The sequence below is a fragment of the Allobosea sp. GW821-FHT12C12 genome (assembly GCF_058807355.1).
This window is the reverse complement of the sequence record NZ_JBXAQP010000002.1, coordinates 278146-297240: the sequence shown is the minus strand read 5'-3', so window position 1 is coordinate 297240 and position 19095 is coordinate 278146. Positions and strand designations below refer to the sequence as shown.

Here is a 19095-nt window from a genome sequence, read left to right as displayed (position 1 = left end):
GTTGGAAATTCGGACCTTCATGCCGACGCGTCGCACCAGCGGCGAAACAGCAAGCTCGCGTTGACGCCGCCGAAGCCGAAGCCGTTCGCCATGGCGAACTCCATCGCCGCCGCGCGCGCCTGGCCGGAAACGATGTCGATGCCGGCGGCAGCCGGATCAGGGGTCGTCTGGTTCAGGGTCGGCGGTGCGATCTGGTCCCTCAGGGCCAGGATGGCGAAGATCGCGCCCAGCCCTCCGGCGGCGCCCAGCAGGTGACCGGTGGCGGATTTAGTCGCGCTGACGCAGAGGCGGGGGTTCGCGCCGAACAGCATCCGGATCGTGGCGATCTCGCCGAGATCTCCGACCGGCGTCGAGGTCGCGTGGGCGTTGAGATGGTCGACCTCCGCCGGTGAAATCCCGGCCTGGGCGATGGCGATCTCCATGGCTCGCCGGGCGCCGCTGCCGTCCTCCGGGCCGGAGGTGATGTGATGGGCGTCGGCAGTCGTGCCGTAACCGACCAGCTCCGCGATCGGCTTCGCGCCCCGATCGAGCGCATGGTCGAGCGCCTCCAGGACGAGCAGCCCCGCGCCCTCTCCCATGACGAAGCCGTCGCGCCCGGCGTCGAAGGGACGCGACGCCTCGGCCGGCCTATCGTTGAAGCCGGTGGAGAGCGAGCGGGCGGCGGCAAAGCCGCCGAGCCCGACTTCGTTGATGCAGGCCTCCGTGCCGCCGCAGAGGGCGATATCCGCTTCGCCTCCACGGATCAGGCGGGCCGCGTCACCTATCGCCTGAATGCCGGCGGCACAGGCCGTGACGGGTGCGCCGATGGGGCCTTTGAAACCGTGGCGGATCGAAATCTGACCAGCGGCGAGGTTGACGAGAAACGAGGGCACCGTGAATGGAGACAGCCGGCGCACGCCACGCGTGTCGACCGTGCGCACTGCCTCGGTGATGGCAGGAAAGCCGCCGATGCCGGAGGCGATGACGGTCGCTGTCCTAGCCTTCCGCGCCTCATCCTGCGGAGTCCAGCCCGCCATGGCGATGGCCTCGTCGGCGGCTGCCAGGGCGAAGAGGATGAACCGGTCGATCTTGCGCTGGTCCTTGGCGGGGAGGACCCGGTTGGGGTCGAACCCGCCGACCGGGTCGTCATCCAGGGACGGCACGACGCCGCCGACTTTCGCCGGCAGGTCGCCGACGATGGCATCGGGGAGACGGCGCAAACCGGATTGGCCGGCGAGCAGGCGTTCCCAGGACCGGCCCACGCCGGAGCCGAGCGGGGTGACGGCCCCCATGCCGGTGATGACGATCCTACGCATCGGTTACGACCTTCACATCAGTGACATCCGATGACGGGCGGACGCGCTCGGGCCGATCACGGAAAGCCGGCGCGAAGGCCAGAAGCGCCAGCACGGCGGCTACCATCATCACGATGGCGAGCGATGTCGCAGCCGGGAACGGCAGAACGCTCGCCACGGTCGAGCCGAGCGCGGCGCTGCCCATCTGCAGGAAGCCGAGAAGTGCCGAAGCCGACCCGGCCTGATGCCCGAAGGGTTGCAGGGCGATTGCGGTGCCGAGCGGATTGATCAGCCCCATTCCGAGCAGCACGATCGAGATGGCCGACGTGAACGTGAGGTAGCTCGGCTGCCAGGCGACGGCGATCATGGCGAGCGAGCCGGCGGCAAAAACGATCAGCCCGAGGAGTCCGACTTCATGGCTGCCATGCCGGCGCGCCAGCCGAGGCGCCAGCAGGCCTGCCGCGAAGACGATCAGAACGGTCGCCGCGAAGGACAGACCCAGTTGCAACGGGGTCAATCCGAGCTGGCCCATCAGCACCCCAGGCGCCGCCGCGAAGAAACTGAAGAGGCCACCGAGAACCATGCTGACGGCCAGTGCCGGTCGGATGAAGCGGCGATCGATGGCGAGGGAGCGATAGGTCGCGGCGACGCTGCGCAAGGCGAGTTCGCTACGCGCGCCGACGGGATGGGTTTCGCCGACCCGCTTCATGTAGAGAATCGCGAGCGCCGCGGCGCAGAAGGCGACGAACAGGAAACTCATGCGCCAGCCGGATAGTTCGACGAGAACGCTCCCGAGCAGCGGCGAAAAACCGGGCGCGACGGCGCCGGCGATCATGGTGAGCGACAGCACCCTGCCCAGCGCCTCGCCCTGAAAGAGGTCGCGGGCGATGGCGCGGGCGAGCACCGAGGCGGCGCAGGCGCCCATGGCCTGGATGACGCGGCCCAGCACCAGCAGCCAAAAGCTGCCCGCCAGGGCCGCCACCAGACTGCCCGCGACGAATATGACCAGCCCCCCGAGGACCAGGCTGCGTCTCCCGAACCGATCCGAGAGCGGCCCGACAACCAGTTGGCCCAGGGCGAAGGTCAGGAAAAAGCTGCTCAGGAGCAGACCGAGCTGAGCGCCGGTCAGCCCGAGTTCGGTCCCCATCCGCGGGAAGGCCGGCAGGATGATATTCGTGGCAAGCGTCCCGATCGCAGCCAGACCGGCGAGGAGAATGACGATATCGCCGGTGACCTCACGAGCTGCGCTGGCAGCGGGGCCGTCGCCCACGCCTGGAAAAGGGCGCGGATGACTCAAATCCGCAGGGGCAGCCTTCATTGCATCCGCTCCGGCTGGACAATGGCCGCGTCGCCCTGGCGCCCGACATCCTTGCTGGTCACGCTGACAGCAGCCGTCTCCAGAAAGCGCCGTGCCAGAGTTTCGTCATTCACGGCCCTCGACAGGAGCAGCGCGCCGACCATCGTCGAAAGCACGACCATCGCCTCGTCTTCGCGTCCCTCGCCGAGCCATCCCGTGACCATGTCGAGATAGCCGAGCATTCCAGCCTCGAAGACGGCTTTGACGTCGGGACCCTGCCGCGCCGCGTCGGACCCCAGTGCAACGATCGGGCAGCCATCGGCGCGTTCGGCGGAATGGCCCTGGCTCAGATAGAACTCGCTCACCGCCCGCAAGCTATCGTCCGGCCGCGCCGCCGCCGCCTTCGACCAGCGCTCGGAAACGCTCTCCAGCGCGCGACGCGTCGCCAGCGCCACCAACTCGTCCTTCGACGCAAACTGCTTGTAGAAGCCGCCCTGTGTCAGGCCTGCTCCCGCCATCAGGTCCTTCAGGCCGATGCCGTCGAAGCCGTTCTCGCGAAACAGCCTGCTGGCCGTCTCGATCACCCGCTTCCTGTTCTCCGCCGCCTGTTGCCGTGACACTCGCATGCTGAACCTCAAAATTAGATTGCGTTCAAACTCTATATTCGGCATAGATGCCAAACGCAATCTATTTCGGTGAGGTTCATGTCTCGAAAATCCAAGCTCGCTTTGGCGGCGGGCGCCGTGACCCTCGCAGCCGCGGGCATCGCCGGCGCCATCATGCTGGTGGGGCCGAGATCCGCAGCCTCCGTGAAGGTCGATCCGCGCCAGGATGCACCGACCGTGCTTGTCTCGATCGCCAGCCCTGTCGTTCGCGCGGAGCGGCGCTTCACCGGCGTCATCGCGGCTCGGGTTCAGAGCAATCTCGGGTTCCGTGTTCCCGGGAAGATCGTCGAGCGGCTGGTCAATGTCGGACAGGCGGTGAAAGCCGGGCAGCCCCTCCTGCGGATCGACGAGACCGATCTGCGATGGGCCGTAACTGCAAAGCGCAATGCCGCCATGGCCGCCCGCGCCGTGCTCACCCAGGCCAAGGCGGACGAAGCGCGATACGCGGTCCTGGTCAAGAACGGCTTCGCCGCCAGCCCCCAGCGTTACGAACAGGCCAAGGCGGCATTGGACACCGCGACCGCGCAGGCTGCCGCGACCGATGCGGAGGCGAGGGTCGCGGAGAACGAACTCAGCTATGCCGTGCTCGTCGCCGATGCGGACGGCGTCGTCGTCGACACGGCGGGCGAGCCTGGCCAGGTCGTCACGGCGGGGCAGATCGTGATCCGGCTCGCTCAGGCCGGGCCACGGGAGGCGGTGGTGGCGTTGCCCGAAACGATGCGGCCAACGATCGGGTCAGTCGCGCAGGCAGCGCTCTATGGATCCTCCGGTCGGAGCATGACTGCCCGGCTGCGGCAATTGTCGGATTCCGCCGATCCGCAAACCCGGACCTACGAAGCCCGCTACATCCTCGACGGCGATGCCGCCGCAGCGCCGCTCGGCGCGACCATCACGATCGGCATCGCCGCAAGCGGGCCGGCAGCCGACATGGAGGTGCCTCTCGGGGCGGTCCTCGACGATGGACACAGGACCGGCGTCTGGCGGCTGGAACATACGGGGTCGCTCGTCACCTTCCAGCCGGTGCGTGTGGTCCGCGTGACCGGCGAGACCGCCATCGTCTCCGGGCTCGAGGCCGGCCGTCGGATCGTCTCGCTGGGAGCGCATCTCCTGCGCGAAGGCCAGCTGGTCAGGCCGTCCTCCAACATCGAGGCGGCCTCGCGATGAACCTCAATCTCTCAGCCATCGCCGTCCGCGAGCGGGCGGTGACCCTGTTCGCGATCATGCTGCTCATGGCCGCCGGCGCGTATGCGTTCGTCAAGCTCGGGCGCGCGGAGGACCCGAGCTTCACGATCAAGACCCTGACGGTCACCTCCGTCTGGCCGGGCGCGACGGCCCGCGAGATGCAGGATCTGGTCGCCGAGCCCCTCGAAAAACGGCTCCAGGAACTCGCCTGGTACGACCGTGTCGAGACGACGACGCGACCGGGCTTCGCGTACCTCACCGTCAACCTGAAGGATTCCACCCCGCCCGGGCGCGTGCAGGAAGAGTTCTATCAGGCCCGCAAGAAGCTCTCCGACGAGGCCAGGAACCTGCCGCAAGGCGTGCTCGGCCCCTTCGTCAACGACGAATACGCCGATGTCAGCTTCGCCCTCTACGCACTCAAGGCGAAAGGCCTGCCGATGCGGGAGCTGGCCCGGCAGGCGGAGGTCATCCGGCAGGATCTCCTCCACGTTCCCGGCGTCAAGAAGGTCAACATCCTGGGCGAGCGTCCCGAGCAGATCTTCGTCGAATTCTCCCATGAGCGGCTGGCGACGCTCGGCATCTCGGCCCAGGACGTCGTCTCGGCTCTGCAGCGCCAGAACACCGTGACGCCGGCGGGCACCGTCGAGACAAAAGGACCGCGCGTCTTTATCCGCGTCGATGGCGCCTATGACGGCATTCGCGCCATCGCCGACACGCCCATCGTCGCCGGCGGCCGCACGCTCAAGCTGTCCGACATCGCCGATGTCCGGCGCGGCTATGAAGATCCGCCCGGTTTCATCATCCGGCACCATGGCGAGCCCAGCCTGATGCTAGCCGCCGTCATGCAGGACGGCTGGAATGGGCTGGCGCTCGGCAAGGCGCTCGAAGCCAAGACCGGCGCCATAGGCCGGACGCTGCCGCTCGGCATCTCACTGGAGAAGGTGACCGACCAGGCCGTCAATATCGCCTCGGCCGTGGACGAGTTCATGATGAAATTCGCGATGGCGCTCGGCGTCGTGCTTCTCGTCAGCCTGCTCAGCCTCGGCTGGCGGGTCGGTATCGTCGTGGCGGCGGCGATCCCGCTGACGCTGGCCGTCGTGTTCTTCATCATGCTGGAGACAGGTCGCTTCTTCGACCGTATCACGCTGGGTGCGCTCATCCTCGCGCTCGGGCTTCTCGTCGACGACGCCATCATCGCCATCGAGGTGATGGTGGTGAAGATGGAAGAGGGCATGGATCGCATCAAGGCGGCCGCCTATGCCTGGAGCCACACCGCGGCGCCGATGCTCTCGGGCACGCTGGTCACGATCGCCGGCTTCCTGCCGGTGGGCTTCGCCCCTTCGACGGCCGGCGAGTATGCCGGCAACATCTTTTGGGTCGTCGGCTTCGCCCTGATCGTGTCATGGATCGTCGCGGTGGTGTTCACGCCCTATCTCGGCGTCAAGATGCTGCCGGAGATCAAGCCGGTTCCCGGCGGCCACGCGGCGATCTACGACACGCCAAACTACCGCCGCCTGCGCAAGCTCATCACCTTCGCAGTCGACCACAAATTTCTGACCTGCGCGGTCGTCGCCGTCGCCTTCGCGGTGTCCGGCGTCGGGATGGGCGGGCTGAAGCAGCAGTTCTTTCCGACATCGGACCGACCGGAGGTGCTCGTCGAGGTGCGTCTGCCCGAAGGCACCAGCATCGAGACGACGACGGCTGCGGTCGCGAAGATCGAGCGCTGGCTGGACGCGCAGCCTGAAGCCAAGATCGTGACGAGCTATATCGGCCAGGGCGCGCCGCGGTTCTTCCTGGCTCTGTCGCCCGAACTCCCCGACCCGGCCTTCGCCAAGATCGTCGTGCTGACGCCGGATGCAGGCACCCGCGAGACGCTGAAGCAACGCCTTCGGCAAGCCATCGCGCAGGGACTTGCGCCCGAGGCCTATGTCCGCGCGACGCAGTTCGTCTTCGGTCCTCCGTCGGTGTTCCCGGTCGAGTTTCGCGTGACCGGACCCGATCCGGCACAGCTCTATGAGATCTCGGAGCGGGCTCTGGAGATCATGCGCGGCGTACCCGACGTCAGGGAGGCCAATCGCGACTGGGGCAACCGCACGCCCGTGCTGCGCTTCGTGCCGGACCAGGACAGGCTCAATCTCATCGGACTTTCGCCGGCGCAGGTCAGCCAGCAGCTTCAGTTCCTGCTCAGCGGCGTCGCCGTCACGCAAGTTCGGGAGGGCATCCGCAATGTGTCCGTCGTGGCGCGCAGCGCCGGCCCAGAGCGCCTCGATCCGACCCGGCTCGCGGATTTCTCGTTGATCAGCCGTGATGGTCGCCAGATTCCGCTCGATCAGGTCGGGCATTCGGAAATCCGCTTCGAGGAGCCGATGCTGAAGCGCCGCGATCGCGTGCCCACGATCACGGTGCGCTCGGAGATCGATGAGGCGACCCAGCCTCCGGAAGTCTCCAAGCAGGTCCTGACCGCACTCCAGCCGCTGATCGCGTCGCTTCCAGCGGGCTACCGCATCGACATGGGTGGGTCGATCGAAGAAGCGGCCAAGGCCAACGACGCGCTGGCGAAAATCTTCCCGCTGATGATCGCCATCACCCTGATCGTGGTCATGCTGCAGGTGCGGTCGTTCTCGATGATGACGATGGTGCTGTTCACCGCGCCCCTCGGCCTGATCGGCGTCGTTCCGACGCTTCTCGCCTTCAACCAGCCCTTCGGATTCAACGCGATCCTGGGCCTGATCGGCCTGGCCGGCATCCTCATGCGTAACACGCTGATCCTCACCGACCAGATCCAGGAGAACAAGCTCGCCGGGCTGGACGACTACCATGCGGTCATCGAGGCGACGGTGCAGCGGACCCGGCCGGTCATCCTCACGGCGCTTGCAGCGGTGCTCGCCTTCATTCCGCTGACCCACTCGGTGTTTTGGGGCTCGATGGCCTACACGCTGATCGGCGGGACCGCCGTCGGCACGGTACTGATTCTGCTGTTCCTGCCGGCGCTCTACGCCGCCTGGTTCAGGATCTCTCCGACCCCGGCCAACCGGAGCCATGAGGCGCAGCCGGGCTTCGGACCGTTGCCCGCAGAGGTGCATGGCACGTCGAGTGAACGACCCGCCGACCATGAGGCGCTGCAGGAGCAACAAGCGATGGTATGATGCGGGTGGATGCGGCCTCCTCAGGGGGATGCACGATGCCGATTGAGCACCACAACGTCACTCTGCGTCAGCCGCGTCATATCTGGGCGATCCGAACGCGGCTTCAGCACGATCGTAGCGTACGTGACCTCGCGATGTTCAACCTGGCGATCGACAGCAAACTTCGCGGCTGCGATCTCGTTCGCCTTCGGATCAGCGATGTCGTGCTGGGCGGCACGGTGAGACTTCGGACTTCGATTATTCAGCAGAAGACCGGCCGGACCAGTGCCCTTCGAACTGACCGATCCAACGCGCGAAGCGCTGACCGCTTGGCTTCGGCGTCGACCATCCGTCGAAGCCGACTGGCTGTTTCCCAGCCGTAGCCACCAAGGCGACCACGTCACCACCAGGCAATATGGACACCTGCTCGATGACTGGGTTTCGCTGATTGGCCTCGATCCCGCTTTATACGGTACGCATAGTCTCAGGCGCACCAAAGTCGCACTGATCTACAAGCGCACCGGAAATCTGCGAGCCTGCCAGCTTCTGCTCGGCCATTCCATCGAGGTTGATGACGCTCTAATTTTGTCTGAACAGACCGATATCTGATCGAGACGGCGCGGCGGCCTCCGCCGCGCCGTAGCGGACCAAAAATCCAGCTGAACGTCGGCTTCTCGGCAGAGCACGAATGTCAGGAAGTGGCGCGCTGCAGATCAGCGGCATCGTGCTACGTAGTAAGCTGGGGACGGCATCCTGAAGGAGGATGCGCTATGTCGCCTGACTTCCAACAGAGCCAACAGCGTCCAGCCTGGAATACGGGGCGGTTGATCGGCCCAAAACCGCCACTGAAGCCACGTCATATCTGGGCTATCCGGACACGATTGCAGCATGATCATCGTGTGCGCGACCTTGCGATGTTCAATCTCGCGATCGACAGCAAGTTGCGAGGCTGCGATCTCGTCCGGCTTCGCGTAAGCGACGTCGCGCTGGGCGGGACGGTGAGGTTGCGAACCTCGATCGTCCAGCAGAAGACAGGCCGGCCGGTGCCATTCGAGCTGACCGATACCACGCGTGAAGCTCTGACTGCATGGCTTCGACGACGCCCCTGCGCTGCCAACGACTGGCTGTTTCCAAGTCGCAGCCGCACTGGCGATCACGTTACGACCAGGCAATATGGGCGATTGCTCGACGAGTGGGTCGCACTCATCGGCTTGGATCCCGCGCTCTACGGGACTCATAGCCTGCGGCGGACAAAAGTGACGCTGATCTACAAGCGCACCGGTAACCTTCGAGCCTGCCAGCTCCTCTTGGGCCATTCGAAGCTAGAAAGCACAGTGCGATACCTTGGCGTCGAGGTCGATGACGCCTTGATCCTCTCTGAGCAGACCGATCTCTGATAGCCAAACGGCGCGGCGGTGACCGTCGCGCCGTCACTTGCGTCAATGACGGTTCCAAACTGCCAGATGAGAAATGCGGAACGTCCGTTTCACGGTGCGGCATCCACGTCCCCTCGCGGCGCAATTCGATTGCCTGCGGCATCCGAGCCTATGATCCGGCCAGTCGCTGAGAAGACCGGCGGACCACCAGTTCGACGGGCAGGAGCCGCTCCCTGTCGACCGCCTGACGCGCGATCATGGCCATCAGGGTCTGTGCTGCGAGATTGCCGATCCGGCCCGTCGGGACGTGTACGGTCGTTAGTCCCGGCGACACATGCGCCGACATGTCCAATCCGTCGATCCCTACCACACTGAGGTCTTCGGGCACCGCCATGCCGCGTGCATGCGCCTCTTCGAGGCACCCGATCGCGAACAGGTCGATGCCTCCGATCAGCGCAGTTGGCGGGTCATCCAGCTCCAGCAGCATCGCGCAACCGGCTCGTCCGCCGGCGAGGGTCAGCGCCTGTTCGACGACCATGGAATCGGGCAGCGATAGCCCGGCCTCAACCAGCGGCGATCGTGCGCCGTCGAGCCGTGCCCTCTGGCGATCATTGAACTGAAGATGTCCGACGATCATGCCGATGCGGCGATGGCCGAGCCCGATCAGGTGCTCAGCCGCCAGGCGTCCGGCCAAGGCGTTGTCGATGGTGACGGCCGTGAAGTGTCCGTCCCCGCACCATGTCAGCACGACGGGCAGGCCGGACGCCTTCAGCAAAGCGGTGGTTTCCGGGGCCCGCTCCGCACCCACCAGCATCAGCCCATCGACACCGCGCCCGAGCAGGGCCCGAACAGCCTGTGTTTCGGCCGCGGGGCTGGCCTCGTGCGAGGCGACCAGCAGCAGATAGCCAGACTGCGCCAATGTGGCCTGCATCGCCTGCAGTGCTCGCGCGAAGATGGCGCTGTCCAGCGTGGGGACGATCGCGCCGATCGTCATCGAACGGCCAGACGCAAGCGCGCGCGCCGCGCCGTCGGGCAGGTAGCCCAGGCGCAGGGCGCTCGCCCTGACGCGGGCCAGAGTATCCGGCGAAAGCAGGTCGGGCTGGGCGATGGCGCGTGACACCGTCGCAGGCGACACGCCGGCGTCCCTGGCGACATCGCTCAGCTTGACGCGGCCTCCGCTCAAGATCGCTCTCCATGAAATTTCTTTCACACGGTCTAGCCGCGAAATCCCGGATCAACAAGCAGATCGAGAGAAGCGAGGAGAGTTTTCGGGAACGATTGACATCTTTGCGACGATCTGGGACGTTTGCTGAAAGCGCTTTCATCAGAAGAGTGCATTGGGAAACGCCATGATCGGAAGAGGGGCATGGGTCGGCTTGGGCTCGGTGGCGGCGGTGCTGCTGCTCTGGTTCGGCCTGACTACGGCGACGGGCCTCGTCTCGCCCGGCCGTTTTCCGTCGCCCGCGGATTTCTGGCTCTCGCTGAACCAGATCGCATCGCGCGGCTATGCCGGCGGCGGGCTCGCCGCCCATGCGTTCCAGAGCGTGAAGCTTGTGGTGATGGGCTTTCTCGTGGCGATCGCGACCGGCGTGCCGCTCGGTCTCTGGATGGGCTGGGACCGGCGGGCCGAGGCCGCGATCAACCCGATTTTCCTGATCATCCGCCCGATCCCGCCATTGGCCTGGATCCCGCTCGCCATCCTGTGGCTGGGCCTCGGCGACGGCGCCAAGATCATGGTGATCTGGTTTGCCGCCTTCGTGCCCTCGGTGATCAATTCCTTCGCTGGCGTGCGCAACATCGAACGTCCGATCATCGAGGCCGCGCAGATGCTGGGCACGCCGCGCTGGCGGATGGTCACGGAAATCATAGCGCCGGCCGCCGCGCCGATGATCTTCACCGGCTTGCGCCTGTCGCTCCAGGCCTCCTGGACCACGCTGGTCGCGGCCGAGCTGGTGGGTGCGCTGGCTGGCATCGGCTTCGTCCTCAACATGGCCCAGCAGGACATTTATCCCGGCATGATCCTGGTCGGGATGGTGACCGTCGGCGTGCTCGGTTGGGCGACGACCCATGCGCTGGGCCTGGCGGAGCGCCGCGCGCTCGCCTGGAACGTGGCGGGGAGGGATTGAGCCGATGCAGCCGCTGCCCCTCCGCATGAGCGAGAAATGGGCCTGGGGCGCGCTGGGGCTTTTCGGCTTCATCGGACTCTGGGCGGCGCTGTCGGCCTTCGGCATCGTGCCGCGCCAGTTCCTGCCCTCGCCGCTCGACGTGCTGGCGCGCTTCGTCCATCTGCTGACCAACCCCTTCGCCGGTGCGACGCTGCCGCAGCATCTGGCCTCGAGTTTCCAGCGCTACGCCTATGGCGTCCTGCTCGCCGCCTTCATCGGCGTGCCGCTGGGCCTGCTGATGGGCTGGTTCCGCTGGCTCGACGACGTCGTGACGCCGCTCTTCGACGGCCTGCGTTTCATCGCTCCGATCGCCTGGGTGCCGTTCGCGGCGCTGTGGTTCGGCGTCGGCATCGGCGGGCCGATCCTGATCATTTTTGCGGGCGCGTTTCCGCCCTGCCTGATCAACGCCTATCGCGGCGCGCGCTTCGTCGAGCCGCGCCTGATCGAGGCGGCGCGCATGCTCGGCACGGGCAATACCCGCATGATCCTGGAAATCCTGCTGCCGGCCGCGACGCCCTCGATCGTCTCCGGCCTGCGCATCTCGGCGGGGCTGGGCTGGCAGTCGCTGGTCGGAGCGGAGCTGATCGTGGCGGCGGCGGGCGTCGGATTCATGATGGTGCAGGCCCAGGCCAATGTCGCGACGCCGACCGTGATGGCCGGCATGGTCGCGATCGGCCTCGTCGGCATGGCGATCGACGTGATGCTGCGGCAGGGCGAGGCCTGGCTTCGCCGCCGTCGCGGCCTTCAGGCGTAAGGGACGAGCACGATGGGATCGATCCGCTTCGACAAGGTCGACAAGATCTTCGGCCCCGCCTCGGGAGGCGTGAAGGCGCTCGACGACATCAATCTGGAGATCGCAGACAAGGAGTTCGTCGCGATCGTCGGCCCGTCCGGCTGCGGCAAGACCACCTGCCTGCGCATGGTCGCAGGCTTCGAGCCACCCAGCGCCGGCATCGTCAGCGTCAACGGCAAGGCGGTGACGCAGCCGGGGCCGGACCGCGCAGTGGTCTTCCAGCAGTTCGCGCTGTTTCCGTGGAAGACCGTGCGCGAGAACATCGAACTGGGCCTGCGCAACGAGAACCTGCCCAAGGGCGAGCGCGACGGGTTGGTCGCCGGCGCGCTCGGGCTGATGAACCTGGAAAGCCATGCCGACGCCTTCCCGCATCAGCTCTCGGGCGGCATGCAACAGCGCGTCGCGATCGCCCGCGCCTATGTGCTCGATCCGGAAGTACTGCTGATGGACGAGCCGTTCGGGGCGCTCGACGCGCAGACCCGCGTCGTGATGCAGGAGGAGCTTGTGCGGCTGGCGCGGGTCAATCCGCGCACCGTGCTGTTCATCACTCATGCGGTCGAGGAGGCGGTCTATCTCGCCGATCGCGTCGCAATCATGACGCGCCGGCCGGGCCGCATCAAGGAAGTGCTCGACATCCGTTCCGTCAGGCAGGCGGAGAACTGGGACCGTCACGAGCGCATCGAGGACGTGATGGACCTCGAATCCTTCGTCCATCTGCGCACCCAGATCTGGAAATCGCTGCGCGAGGAGAAGGGCGCCCATGGCGTCTGAGCGCACCCCGCAGCCGCACCTGCAGCGCGACCTCACGGAGCCGGAGCCGATTCCGGATGCGGGTATTGCGCGTGCCGTCGAGCTCATGCGTTCGGGCCGGCTCTTCCGTTATGGCGAGATGGGGGCGGATCAGAACGACGTCGCGCTGCTGGAGCAGGAGTTCGCCGCCTTCGTCGGGCGACGCTATTGCGTGGCGGTCAATTCCGGTGGCGCGGCCCTGTGCCTGGCGCTCAAGGTGCTGGACGTGCAGCCCGGCGATCCGGTGCTGGTCAACGGCTTTACGCTCGCGCCCGTGCCCGGCGCCATCCTGCATGCCGGAGCGCGGCCGGTTCTGATCGAGATCGGCGCGGATTACGTGATCGATTGCGACGATCTGCGCCGGAAAGCCCGCGGTTCGGGTGCGCGCATACTGCTGCTCTCGCATATGCGCGGCCATATCGCCGACATGGATGCGGTCATGGCGGCCTGCGACGAACTTGGGCTGCTGCTGGTCGAGGACTGCGCCCACGCGCTCTGCGCCGCGTGGGACGGCCGGGCCATCGGCAGCTTCGGCGCAGCGGCGGCCTTCAGCGCCCAGACCTACAAGCATTTGAACGCCGGCGAGGGCGGATTTCTCGTGCTGGACGATGCCGATCGCGCCGCCCGCGCCATCCTCCATTCCGGCAGCTACATGCTGCACGGCCAGCATCTCAGCGCCCCGGCTCCCGGCATCATCGGATGCTGGGAAGAGGAAACGCCCAATTTCAGCATGCGCATGACCGCGCTGGCCGCCGCGCTGCTGCGCCCGCAGCTGCAGGACCTGCCGCGTCGGGCCGCACGCTGGAACGCGATCCATGACCGGATTGCCGCCGGCATCGCCCGCTCGCAGCATGTCCGCCTGCCGCAGCGCTCTCCGAAGGAGCTCTATTCGGCGACATCGGTCCAGTTCTCGCTGCCGGGCTTCGCAAATGGCGAGGTCGCCACGGTGCTCGATCGCTGCGCCGCCCGCGGCCTGCCGATCAAATGGTTCGGCGCCGGGCGGCAGCGCGGCTTCACTAGCGCGCCGCGCCATTGGCGCTATGCGGGCGAGCAGGGGCCGATGCAGCAGACCCACGCCATCCTGGCCGGGCTCTGCGACATCCGCACGCCGCTGTCGCTGACCGATGAGGATTGCGACCTCGCCGCCGAGATCCTGCGCGAGGCCATCGAGACCGTCGTCGCCGCGCGTGCGGGGACAGGGGAAACCGGGCGAGCCGCGACAGGCTGAGACCGGGCTAACGACAACAGGGAGAAAGCCACTATGAAACGCATCATTGCCGCACTTGGTGTCGCCGCCGCGCTGACCTGCGCCGCGGTTTCGCCGGCGCAGGCCCAGACGACGATCGGGGTCAGCTACCAGCCCTCGCTCTACTGGGCGCTGCCCTTCCACTACGCCACGGTGAAGGGCTGGTGGAAGGACGTCGGGCTGACGCCGAATTTCTCGACCTTCCCGGCTGGCGCGCCGCAGATCGCCGCTTCGGCGGCCAAGTCCTGGGATGTCGGCGGCACGGGCTCGGTGCCTGCGGTGCTGGGCGCGGTGCGCTTCAACATCCTCACGATCGGCATCACCAACGACGAATCCAAGACCAATGCGATGATGGTTCGCGGCGACAGGTTCGACGCGATCAAGGCCGACCCGAAGCTGCTGAAAGGCCAGAAGCTCCTGCTCACCACCAACTCCACGGTGGATTATGCGGCGCGCAAATGCCTGAACAAGTTCGGACTGCAGAACAACGACATGCAGTTCGTCAATCTCGGCCAGGCCCAGATCATCACCGCGATCACGTCGAACAATGGCGACGTCGCGGGCGTCTGGGCGCCCAACACCTACACGCTCGAGGAGCGCGCCAACGCGAAATATCTCTGCTCCGGCGCCGATGCGAACGCGATCGTACCCGGCGCGCTGATCGTGCGCGGCGATTTCGCCAAGGAGAAGCCCGACGATGTGGCGAAGTTCCTCGCCGTCTTCCTGCGCGGCTGGTCCTGGGCCAAGGCCAACCCGGCCGAGGCGCGCACGCTGGCGCTCGACTTCTATAAGCAGGGCGGGCTCGAGGTGACGCCCAAGGCGATGGATCAGGAGTTTGCGCTGCGGCCGACCTTCGGCCTCGACGAGCAGCTCAAGCTGATGGCGCGGGCGTCGGGCGCCTCCACCGTCGATGGCTGGTTCTCCGAGATCGGCAAGTTCATCACCGAGGTCGGCACGATCCCGGCGAACCCGGACGCCAAGAGCTACGTCACCGACGACTTCCTGAAGCGCGTCGCGGCCGATCCTAAGCTTAAGGCCTTCGCGACCGAATTCGACAAGAAGTGACCTGACACGGCGACATGACGAGCGGCGGCGGTCTCCGGACCGCCCCCGCATCCCTCCATCTGATTTCAAGCGGACAGCGCCATGGCCATCACGCATCTGAAGACCGCCACCAAGACGCCCGAGACCGAAACCGACGCGGCGCGCGAGGTGGTCAGCGCCATGCTGGCCGCGATCGAGGCCGGCGGCGAGCAGGCCGTGCGCGACTATGCCCTGAAGCTCGACAAATGGGACGGCGAGATCGTGCTGGACAAGGCGGCGATCGCCGCGCGCGTCCGCGACATCCCCCAGAGCGTCAAGGACGACATCAGCTTCGCGGCGGGGCAGGTGAAGCGCTTCGCCGAGGCACAGCGCGAGTCCTGCCGGGATTTCGCGATCGAGATCTCGCCCGGCCTGCATCTCGGCCAGAAGCTCGTCCCGGTGAACACGGCCGGCTGCTATGTGCCGACCGGCCGCTACGCCCATATCGCCTCGGCCTATATGTCCGTCGCCACGGCCAAGGCCGCCGGCGTCAAGACCGTCGTCGCCTGCTCGGCGCCGTTTCGCGGCCAGGGCATCCATCCCCATGTGCTCTATGCGCTGACGGTGGCCGGCGCCGACATCGTCATGTGCCTGGGCGGCGTGCAGGCGATCGCCGCCATGGCCAATGGTCTGTTCACCGGCAAGCCCGCCGACATCATCGTCGGGCCGGGCAACAAGTTCGTCGCCGAGGCCAAGCGCATGCTGTTCGGCAAGGTCGGCATCGACGTCTTCGCCGGCCCGTCTGAGGTCGCCGTCCTCGCCGACGACAGCGCCGACCCCCTGATCGTCGCGACCGATCTCGTCGGGCAGGCCGAGCACGGCCATGAAAGTCCGGCCTGGCTCATCACCTCCTCGCGTCGCATCGCTGAGGAGGTCGCGAGGTTGATGCCCGACTTGATCGCGACGCTTCCGCCGACGGCGCGCGACGCGGCCGGCTCGGCCTGGCGAGACTACGGTGAGATCGTGCTGTGCGATACGCGCCAGGAAATGGTCGAGGTCTCGGACCGTTACGCCTGCGAGCATCTCGAGGTGCATTGTGCCGATCTCGACTGGTGGCACGCCCATCTGAGCAATTACGGCTCGCTCTTCCTCGGCGAGGAGACCAACGTCGCCTTCGGCGACAAGGTTTCGGGCCCAAACCATATCCTGCCGACCAAGTTCGCCGCCCGCTATTCGGCCGGGCTCTCGGTCCACAAGTTCCTGAAACCCCTGACCTGGCAGCGCATGGACCGAGAAGCCTGCCAGCGCGTCGCGCCGGTCTCGGCCCGCATCTCGCGGCTGGAAGGCATGGAGGCGCATGCCCGCACCAGTGACGCGCGGATGGCGAAATATGCGCCCGGCTCGAATGTCGATCTCGGCGATCCGGTCGAGGTCTGAACGATGTTCAGACTGACCTCGCTCTTCGATCTCAGCGACAAGACGGCGTTGGTCACCGGCGGCAACAGCGGCATCGGCCTCGCCATGGCGCGGGCGCTCGGCCTCGCTGGCGCGCGGGTCGTCATCGTCGCGCGGCGCGAGCAGGCTCTTCGCGAGGCGGCCCAAGAGCTGACGGAAGAGGGGATCGAGACTGACATCATCCCCGCCGACCTCGCGTCGCCGGATGCGGGCACGCACCTGGCGGCTGCCTGCGAGCGGCTCGGCCTCTCCATCGACATCCTCGTCAATGTCGCCGGGCTGAATCTGCGTCATCCCTTCATGCAGGTCACGGCCGAGGCCTTCGATCTGCATATGGCCGTGCATCTGCGCGCGCCTTTCCTGCTGACGCAGGCTTTTGCGCCGGGAATGGCGCAGCGCGGCTATGGCCGCATCGTCAACGTCGCCTCGCTGCAGAGCTATCGGGCTTTTGCAGATTGCGCGCCCTATGGCGCGGCGAAGGGCGGCGTGGTGCAGCTGACGCGGGCCATCGCCGAGGAGTGGTCGCGCCACGGCGTCACCTGCAACGCCATCGCGCCCGGCTTCTTCCCGACGCCGCTGACGGCGGCCGTCTTCGCCGACGGCGCGCGTGCCGCCAAGAACGCGGCGCAAACCGCCATCGGCCGCAATGGCGAACTCGACGATCTTGCCGGCGCGACCGTGTTCCTGGCCTCTCCCGCCTCGGCCTATGTCACCGGCCAGACCCTGACGGTCGATGGCGGCTTCACCGCGAAATGAGGAGATCGGCGGCATGAAAGCGCTGGTCTACACCGGCCCCAACAGCCTGGTCTTCCGCGACGAGCCGGATCCCGTTCCGTACGCCGACGAGGTCCTGGTCCGGGTCGAGGCGGTCGGCATCTGCGGCTCTGACATGCACGCCTATCACGGCTTCGACGCGCGCCGCCCACCGCCGCTGATCCTCGGCCACGAGGCCGCAGGGCGGATAGCGACAGGCCCGCGTGCCGGTCAACGCGTGACGATCAATCCGCTCGTGGTGGACCCCGATTGTCCCTATGCGATCGAGGGACGCTGGCATCTCTCACCAACGCGGCAGATCATATCGATGCCGCCGCGACCGGGCGCGTTTGCTGAGCTAGTGCGCATTCCGCTGCGCAATCTGACGCCGATCCCCGATGTGATGCCGGTCGCCCATGCCGCGCTTGCGGAACCTGTCGCCGTCTCCTGGCATGCGGTGCGGAGCGGGATGCAGCGGCTGCACCAGCCTCTTTCGGCCTGCCGCGTGGTAGTACTCGGGGGAGGCGCGATCGGGCTGGCGGCCGGGCTCGTCGCCCGACTGTTCGGCGCGCGCGATCTTCTGCTCGGCGAAACCAATCCGCTGCGCCGTGCAACGGTTATGGCGGAAGGGTTTTCCGTCTATCATTCCGGGCACGACGAGCCGCCCGACAACACCATCGACCTCGTCATCGACGCCGTCGGCGCCGATGCGACGCGCGCAGCCGCATGTCGTCTGGTGCGGCCCGGCGGCGTGATCGTCCATGTCGGCCTGCTCCCCGGCGAGGCTGGCCTCGACGTTCGCAAGATCACCCTGCAGGAGATCACGCTTGCCGGTGTCTATTGCTATACCCCCGCCGACTTCGCCCAGACCGTCGAAGCCCTCGCCATGGGGCGTCTCGGCGATCTCGGCTGGATCGAGCAACGCTCTCTGAGCGTGGGCGACCATGCCTTTGCCGATATCGATGGCGGGCGGGTGAGCGCAGCAAAAATCGTTCTCAACACCTGACGTCGAATCCGCAGTTCACCGGGATGGGCTGGCGCAGTCATTGGTAAGCATGCAACGTCTGCTCCCGGGCGTTGAGCCAATGGCAGCTCGTGGCGCATCCTGCCTGGATCAGCGCCCAGCGCTTGTGGCAAGCCGTGCGGCTAGCCTGAAAGCGCTTCATCCTTCTTTCCTCCGCGCTGAACCACATGCAATGAGCCGTCCGGCATCGGTCGCTGCAGCGCCTTGGCTTGCTCCCATGGCGCCGTCATCCAGATCTCGACCTCCTCCGGCAGCGTCAGGATCACCGGCATGGCCTTGGGGTGAATGGCACCGACCTCGGCGTTGGGATCCGTCGTGAGGAAGGCGTAGAGGTCGGTCGTCTCAACGCCGGTCTTGATCTTCCTGACGCCTGTCCAGCCTGCCGTCCAAATGCCGGCAAAGAAGGCGAGCGGGCGGTCTTCCCCGAGCGCGAACCAGATGTCCTGCTTCGCTGCGTGATCGAACTCGCTGAACGATGTCAGCGGCACCACGCAGCGGTTAGCCACGCCCAGCCATGGCTTCCAGTGCGACGACGCGGTGTTGCGGACATTCGTTGTCCCGCTGTCCGGCTCCATACGTAGGAGTTCGTCGAAGTTGACGCTCTTTCCCTTGGCCTCCAGCTTCCCGGCCCGCTTCTTCGCAGCCTCGAAGATCGCCTTCTTCGACGACGGCATTCCCCAGCGGACCATGGCGAGCTCGCGCATGCCGTCAGGAGCGTTTCTGACGATCGGTGCGGGGTAATCCGGAAAGATCCCGGGAAGCGGCGGCAGATTGCCCGTGGTGTCCCGCATGGCCCGCGCCAGATCGCGGATCGCTTGCTGGCCCCTGGTCATCGCGTAAAGATTGCACATGCTGTCGTCCTGGCTCGCCCGCCGCCGCGCATATCAGGCTCTCGTCGACGCCGAGGCAACCCGGTTGGTCGATGCGG

16 protein-coding genes and 1 pseudogene are annotated in these 19095 nt (G+C 66.6%); 12 read left to right on the top strand and 5 right to left on the bottom strand.

The genetic code is table 11. The features are described from left to right. Nucleotides 1-17: 17 nt before the first annotated feature. From fabF to AC1RRW_RS04365, 3 genes are read right to left on the bottom strand one after another with little or no spacing between them, the layout of a single operon-like run. Nucleotides 18-1295 (bottom strand): beta-ketoacyl-ACP synthase II, encoded by a 1278-nt coding sequence (gene fabF / locus AC1RRW_RS04375; protein ID WP_492899306.1) that lies wholly within the window; start codon nt 1293-1295, stop codon nt 18-20. Then, complete coding sequence (locus tag AC1RRW_RS04370) at nt 1288-2592, bottom strand: multidrug effflux MFS transporter (protein ID WP_492899305.1); 1305 nt, start codon at nt 2590-2592, stop codon at nt 1288-1290. The genes fabF and AC1RRW_RS04370 overlap by 8 nt, the downstream gene beginning before the upstream one ends. Beyond that, nucleotides 2589-3197 (bottom strand): TetR/AcrR family transcriptional regulator, encoded by a 609-nt coding sequence (locus AC1RRW_RS04365; protein WP_492899400.1) that lies wholly within the window; start codon nt 3195-3197, stop codon nt 2589-2591. The genes AC1RRW_RS04370 and AC1RRW_RS04365 overlap by 4 nt, the downstream gene beginning before the upstream one ends. Before the next feature lie 78 nt (nt 3198-3275). Between AC1RRW_RS04365 and AC1RRW_RS04360 the strand changes: the two genes are divergently transcribed. From AC1RRW_RS04360 to AC1RRW_RS04345, 4 genes and pseudogenes are all read left to right on the top strand, one after another. Beyond that, nucleotides 3276-4400, top strand: a complete 1125-nt coding sequence (locus AC1RRW_RS04360; protein ID WP_492899304.1) for an efflux RND transporter periplasmic adaptor subunit — start codon at nt 3276-3278, stop codon at nt 4398-4400. Then, complete coding sequence (locus AC1RRW_RS04355) at nt 4397-7564, top strand: efflux RND transporter permease subunit (protein WP_492899303.1); 3168 nt, start codon at nt 4397-4399, stop codon at nt 7562-7564. The genes AC1RRW_RS04360 and AC1RRW_RS04355 overlap by 4 nt, the downstream gene beginning before the upstream one ends. Before the next feature lie 35 nt (nt 7565-7599). Next, a pseudogene (locus tag AC1RRW_RS04350) lies at nt 7600-8152 on the top strand (tyrosine-type recombinase/integrase). Between the two features lie 161 nt (nt 8153-8313). Continuing rightward, nucleotides 8314-8940 (top strand): tyrosine-type recombinase/integrase, encoded by a 627-nt coding sequence (locus tag AC1RRW_RS04345; RefSeq protein WP_492899302.1) that lies wholly within the window; start codon nt 8314-8316, stop codon nt 8938-8940. A gap of 148 nt (nt 8941-9088) precedes the next feature. Here the strand turns inward: AC1RRW_RS04345 and AC1RRW_RS04340 are convergent, their stop codons facing one another. Then, nucleotides 9089-10102, bottom strand: a complete 1014-nt coding sequence (locus AC1RRW_RS04340) for a LacI family DNA-binding transcriptional regulator (protein ID WP_492899301.1) — start codon at nt 10100-10102, stop codon at nt 9089-9091. Nucleotides 10103-10268: 166 nt separating this feature from the next. On the opposite strand from AC1RRW_RS04340, the gene AC1RRW_RS04335 reads away from it, so the two are divergent. From AC1RRW_RS04335 to AC1RRW_RS04300, 8 genes are all read left to right on the top strand, one after another. Further along, entirely contained in the window at nt 10269-11045 is a 777-nt protein-coding gene (locus AC1RRW_RS04335; RefSeq protein WP_492899300.1) for an ABC transporter permease, read from the top strand. Nucleotides 11046-11049: 4 nt separating this feature from the next. Next, entirely contained in the window at nt 11050-11838 is a 789-nt protein-coding gene (locus AC1RRW_RS04330) for an ABC transporter permease (protein WP_492899299.1), read from the top strand. A 12-nt stretch (nt 11839-11850) separates the two neighbouring features. Next, nucleotides 11851-12648, top strand: coding sequence for an ABC transporter ATP-binding protein (locus AC1RRW_RS04325; protein ID WP_492899298.1), 798 nt, complete (start codon nt 11851-11853; stop codon nt 12646-12648). Next, entirely contained in the window at nt 12638-13894 is a 1257-nt protein-coding gene (locus AC1RRW_RS04320; protein ID WP_492899297.1) for a DegT/DnrJ/EryC1/StrS family aminotransferase, read from the top strand. Before AC1RRW_RS04325 ends, AC1RRW_RS04320 begins: the two co-directional genes overlap by 11 nt. A 33-nt stretch (nt 13895-13927) precedes the next feature. Then, nucleotides 13928-14977: an ABC transporter substrate-binding protein gene (locus AC1RRW_RS04315; RefSeq protein WP_492899296.1), complete on the top strand. Its 1050-nt coding sequence runs from the start codon at nt 13928-13930 to the stop codon at nt 14975-14977. An 81-nt stretch (nt 14978-15058) separates the two neighbouring features. Beyond that, nucleotides 15059-16372, top strand: a complete 1314-nt coding sequence (gene hpsN / locus AC1RRW_RS04310; RefSeq protein WP_492899295.1) for a sulfopropanediol 3-dehydrogenase — start codon at nt 15059-15061, stop codon at nt 16370-16372. A 3-nt stretch (nt 16373-16375) separates the two neighbouring features. Continuing rightward, nucleotides 16376-17146 carry an SDR family NAD(P)-dependent oxidoreductase gene (locus AC1RRW_RS04305; RefSeq protein WP_492899294.1) on the top strand — a complete coding sequence of 257 codons (771 nt, stop codon included), beginning with the start codon at nt 16376-16378 and terminating at the stop codon, nt 17144-17146. A 13-nt stretch (nt 17147-17159) separates the two neighbouring features. After that, a complete protein-coding gene (locus AC1RRW_RS04300) occupies nt 17160-18149 on the top strand; it encodes an alcohol dehydrogenase catalytic domain-containing protein (protein WP_492899293.1) in 990 nt (329 codons plus the stop codon). A gap of 140 nt (nt 18150-18289) precedes the next feature. Here the strand turns inward: AC1RRW_RS04300 and AC1RRW_RS04295 are convergent, their stop codons facing one another. Beyond that, complete coding sequence (locus AC1RRW_RS04295) at nt 18290-19018, bottom strand: SOS response-associated peptidase (RefSeq protein ID WP_492899292.1); 729 nt, start codon at nt 19016-19018, stop codon at nt 18290-18292. Nucleotides 19019-19095 lie beyond the last annotated feature (77 nt).

Coding starts and splice junctions, on each gene's coding strand:
- fabF (WP_492899306.1), bottom strand. CDS start 1,295: ATGCGTAGGATCGTCATCACCGGCATGGGGGCCGTCACCCCGCTCGGC.
- AC1RRW_RS04370 (WP_492899305.1), bottom strand. CDS start 2,592: ATGAAGGCTGCCCCTGCGGATTTGAGTCATCCGCGCCCTTTTCCAGGC.
- AC1RRW_RS04365 (WP_492899400.1), bottom strand. CDS start 3,197: ATGCGAGTGTCACGGCAACAGGCGGCGGAGAACAGGAAGCGGGTGATC.
- AC1RRW_RS04360 (WP_492899304.1), top strand. CDS start 3,276: ATGTCTCGAAAATCCAAGCTCGCTTTGGCGGCGGGCGCCGTGACCCTC.
- AC1RRW_RS04355 (WP_492899303.1), top strand. CDS start 4,397: ATGAACCTCAATCTCTCAGCCATCGCCGTCCGCGAGCGGGCGGTGACC.
- AC1RRW_RS04345 (WP_492899302.1), top strand. CDS start 8,314: ATGTCGCCTGACTTCCAACAGAGCCAACAGCGTCCAGCCTGGAATACG.
- AC1RRW_RS04335 (WP_492899300.1), top strand. CDS start 10,269: ATGATCGGAAGAGGGGCATGGGTCGGCTTGGGCTCGGTGGCGGCGGTG.
- AC1RRW_RS04330 (WP_492899299.1), top strand. CDS start 11,050: ATGCAGCCGCTGCCCCTCCGCATGAGCGAGAAATGGGCCTGGGGCGCG.
- AC1RRW_RS04325 (WP_492899298.1), top strand. CDS start 11,851: ATGGGATCGATCCGCTTCGACAAGGTCGACAAGATCTTCGGCCCCGCC.
- AC1RRW_RS04320 (WP_492899297.1), top strand. CDS start 12,638: ATGGCGTCTGAGCGCACCCCGCAGCCGCACCTGCAGCGCGACCTCACG.
- AC1RRW_RS04315 (WP_492899296.1), top strand. CDS start 13,928: ATGAAACGCATCATTGCCGCACTTGGTGTCGCCGCCGCGCTGACCTGC.
- hpsN (WP_492899295.1), top strand. CDS start 15,059: ATGGCCATCACGCATCTGAAGACCGCCACCAAGACGCCCGAGACCGAA.
- AC1RRW_RS04305 (WP_492899294.1), top strand. CDS start 16,376: ATGTTCAGACTGACCTCGCTCTTCGATCTCAGCGACAAGACGGCGTTG.
- AC1RRW_RS04300 (WP_492899293.1), top strand. CDS start 17,160: ATGAAAGCGCTGGTCTACACCGGCCCCAACAGCCTGGTCTTCCGCGAC.
- AC1RRW_RS04295 (WP_492899292.1), bottom strand. CDS start 19,018: ATGTGCAATCTTTACGCGATGACCAGGGGCCAGCAAGCGATCCGCGAT.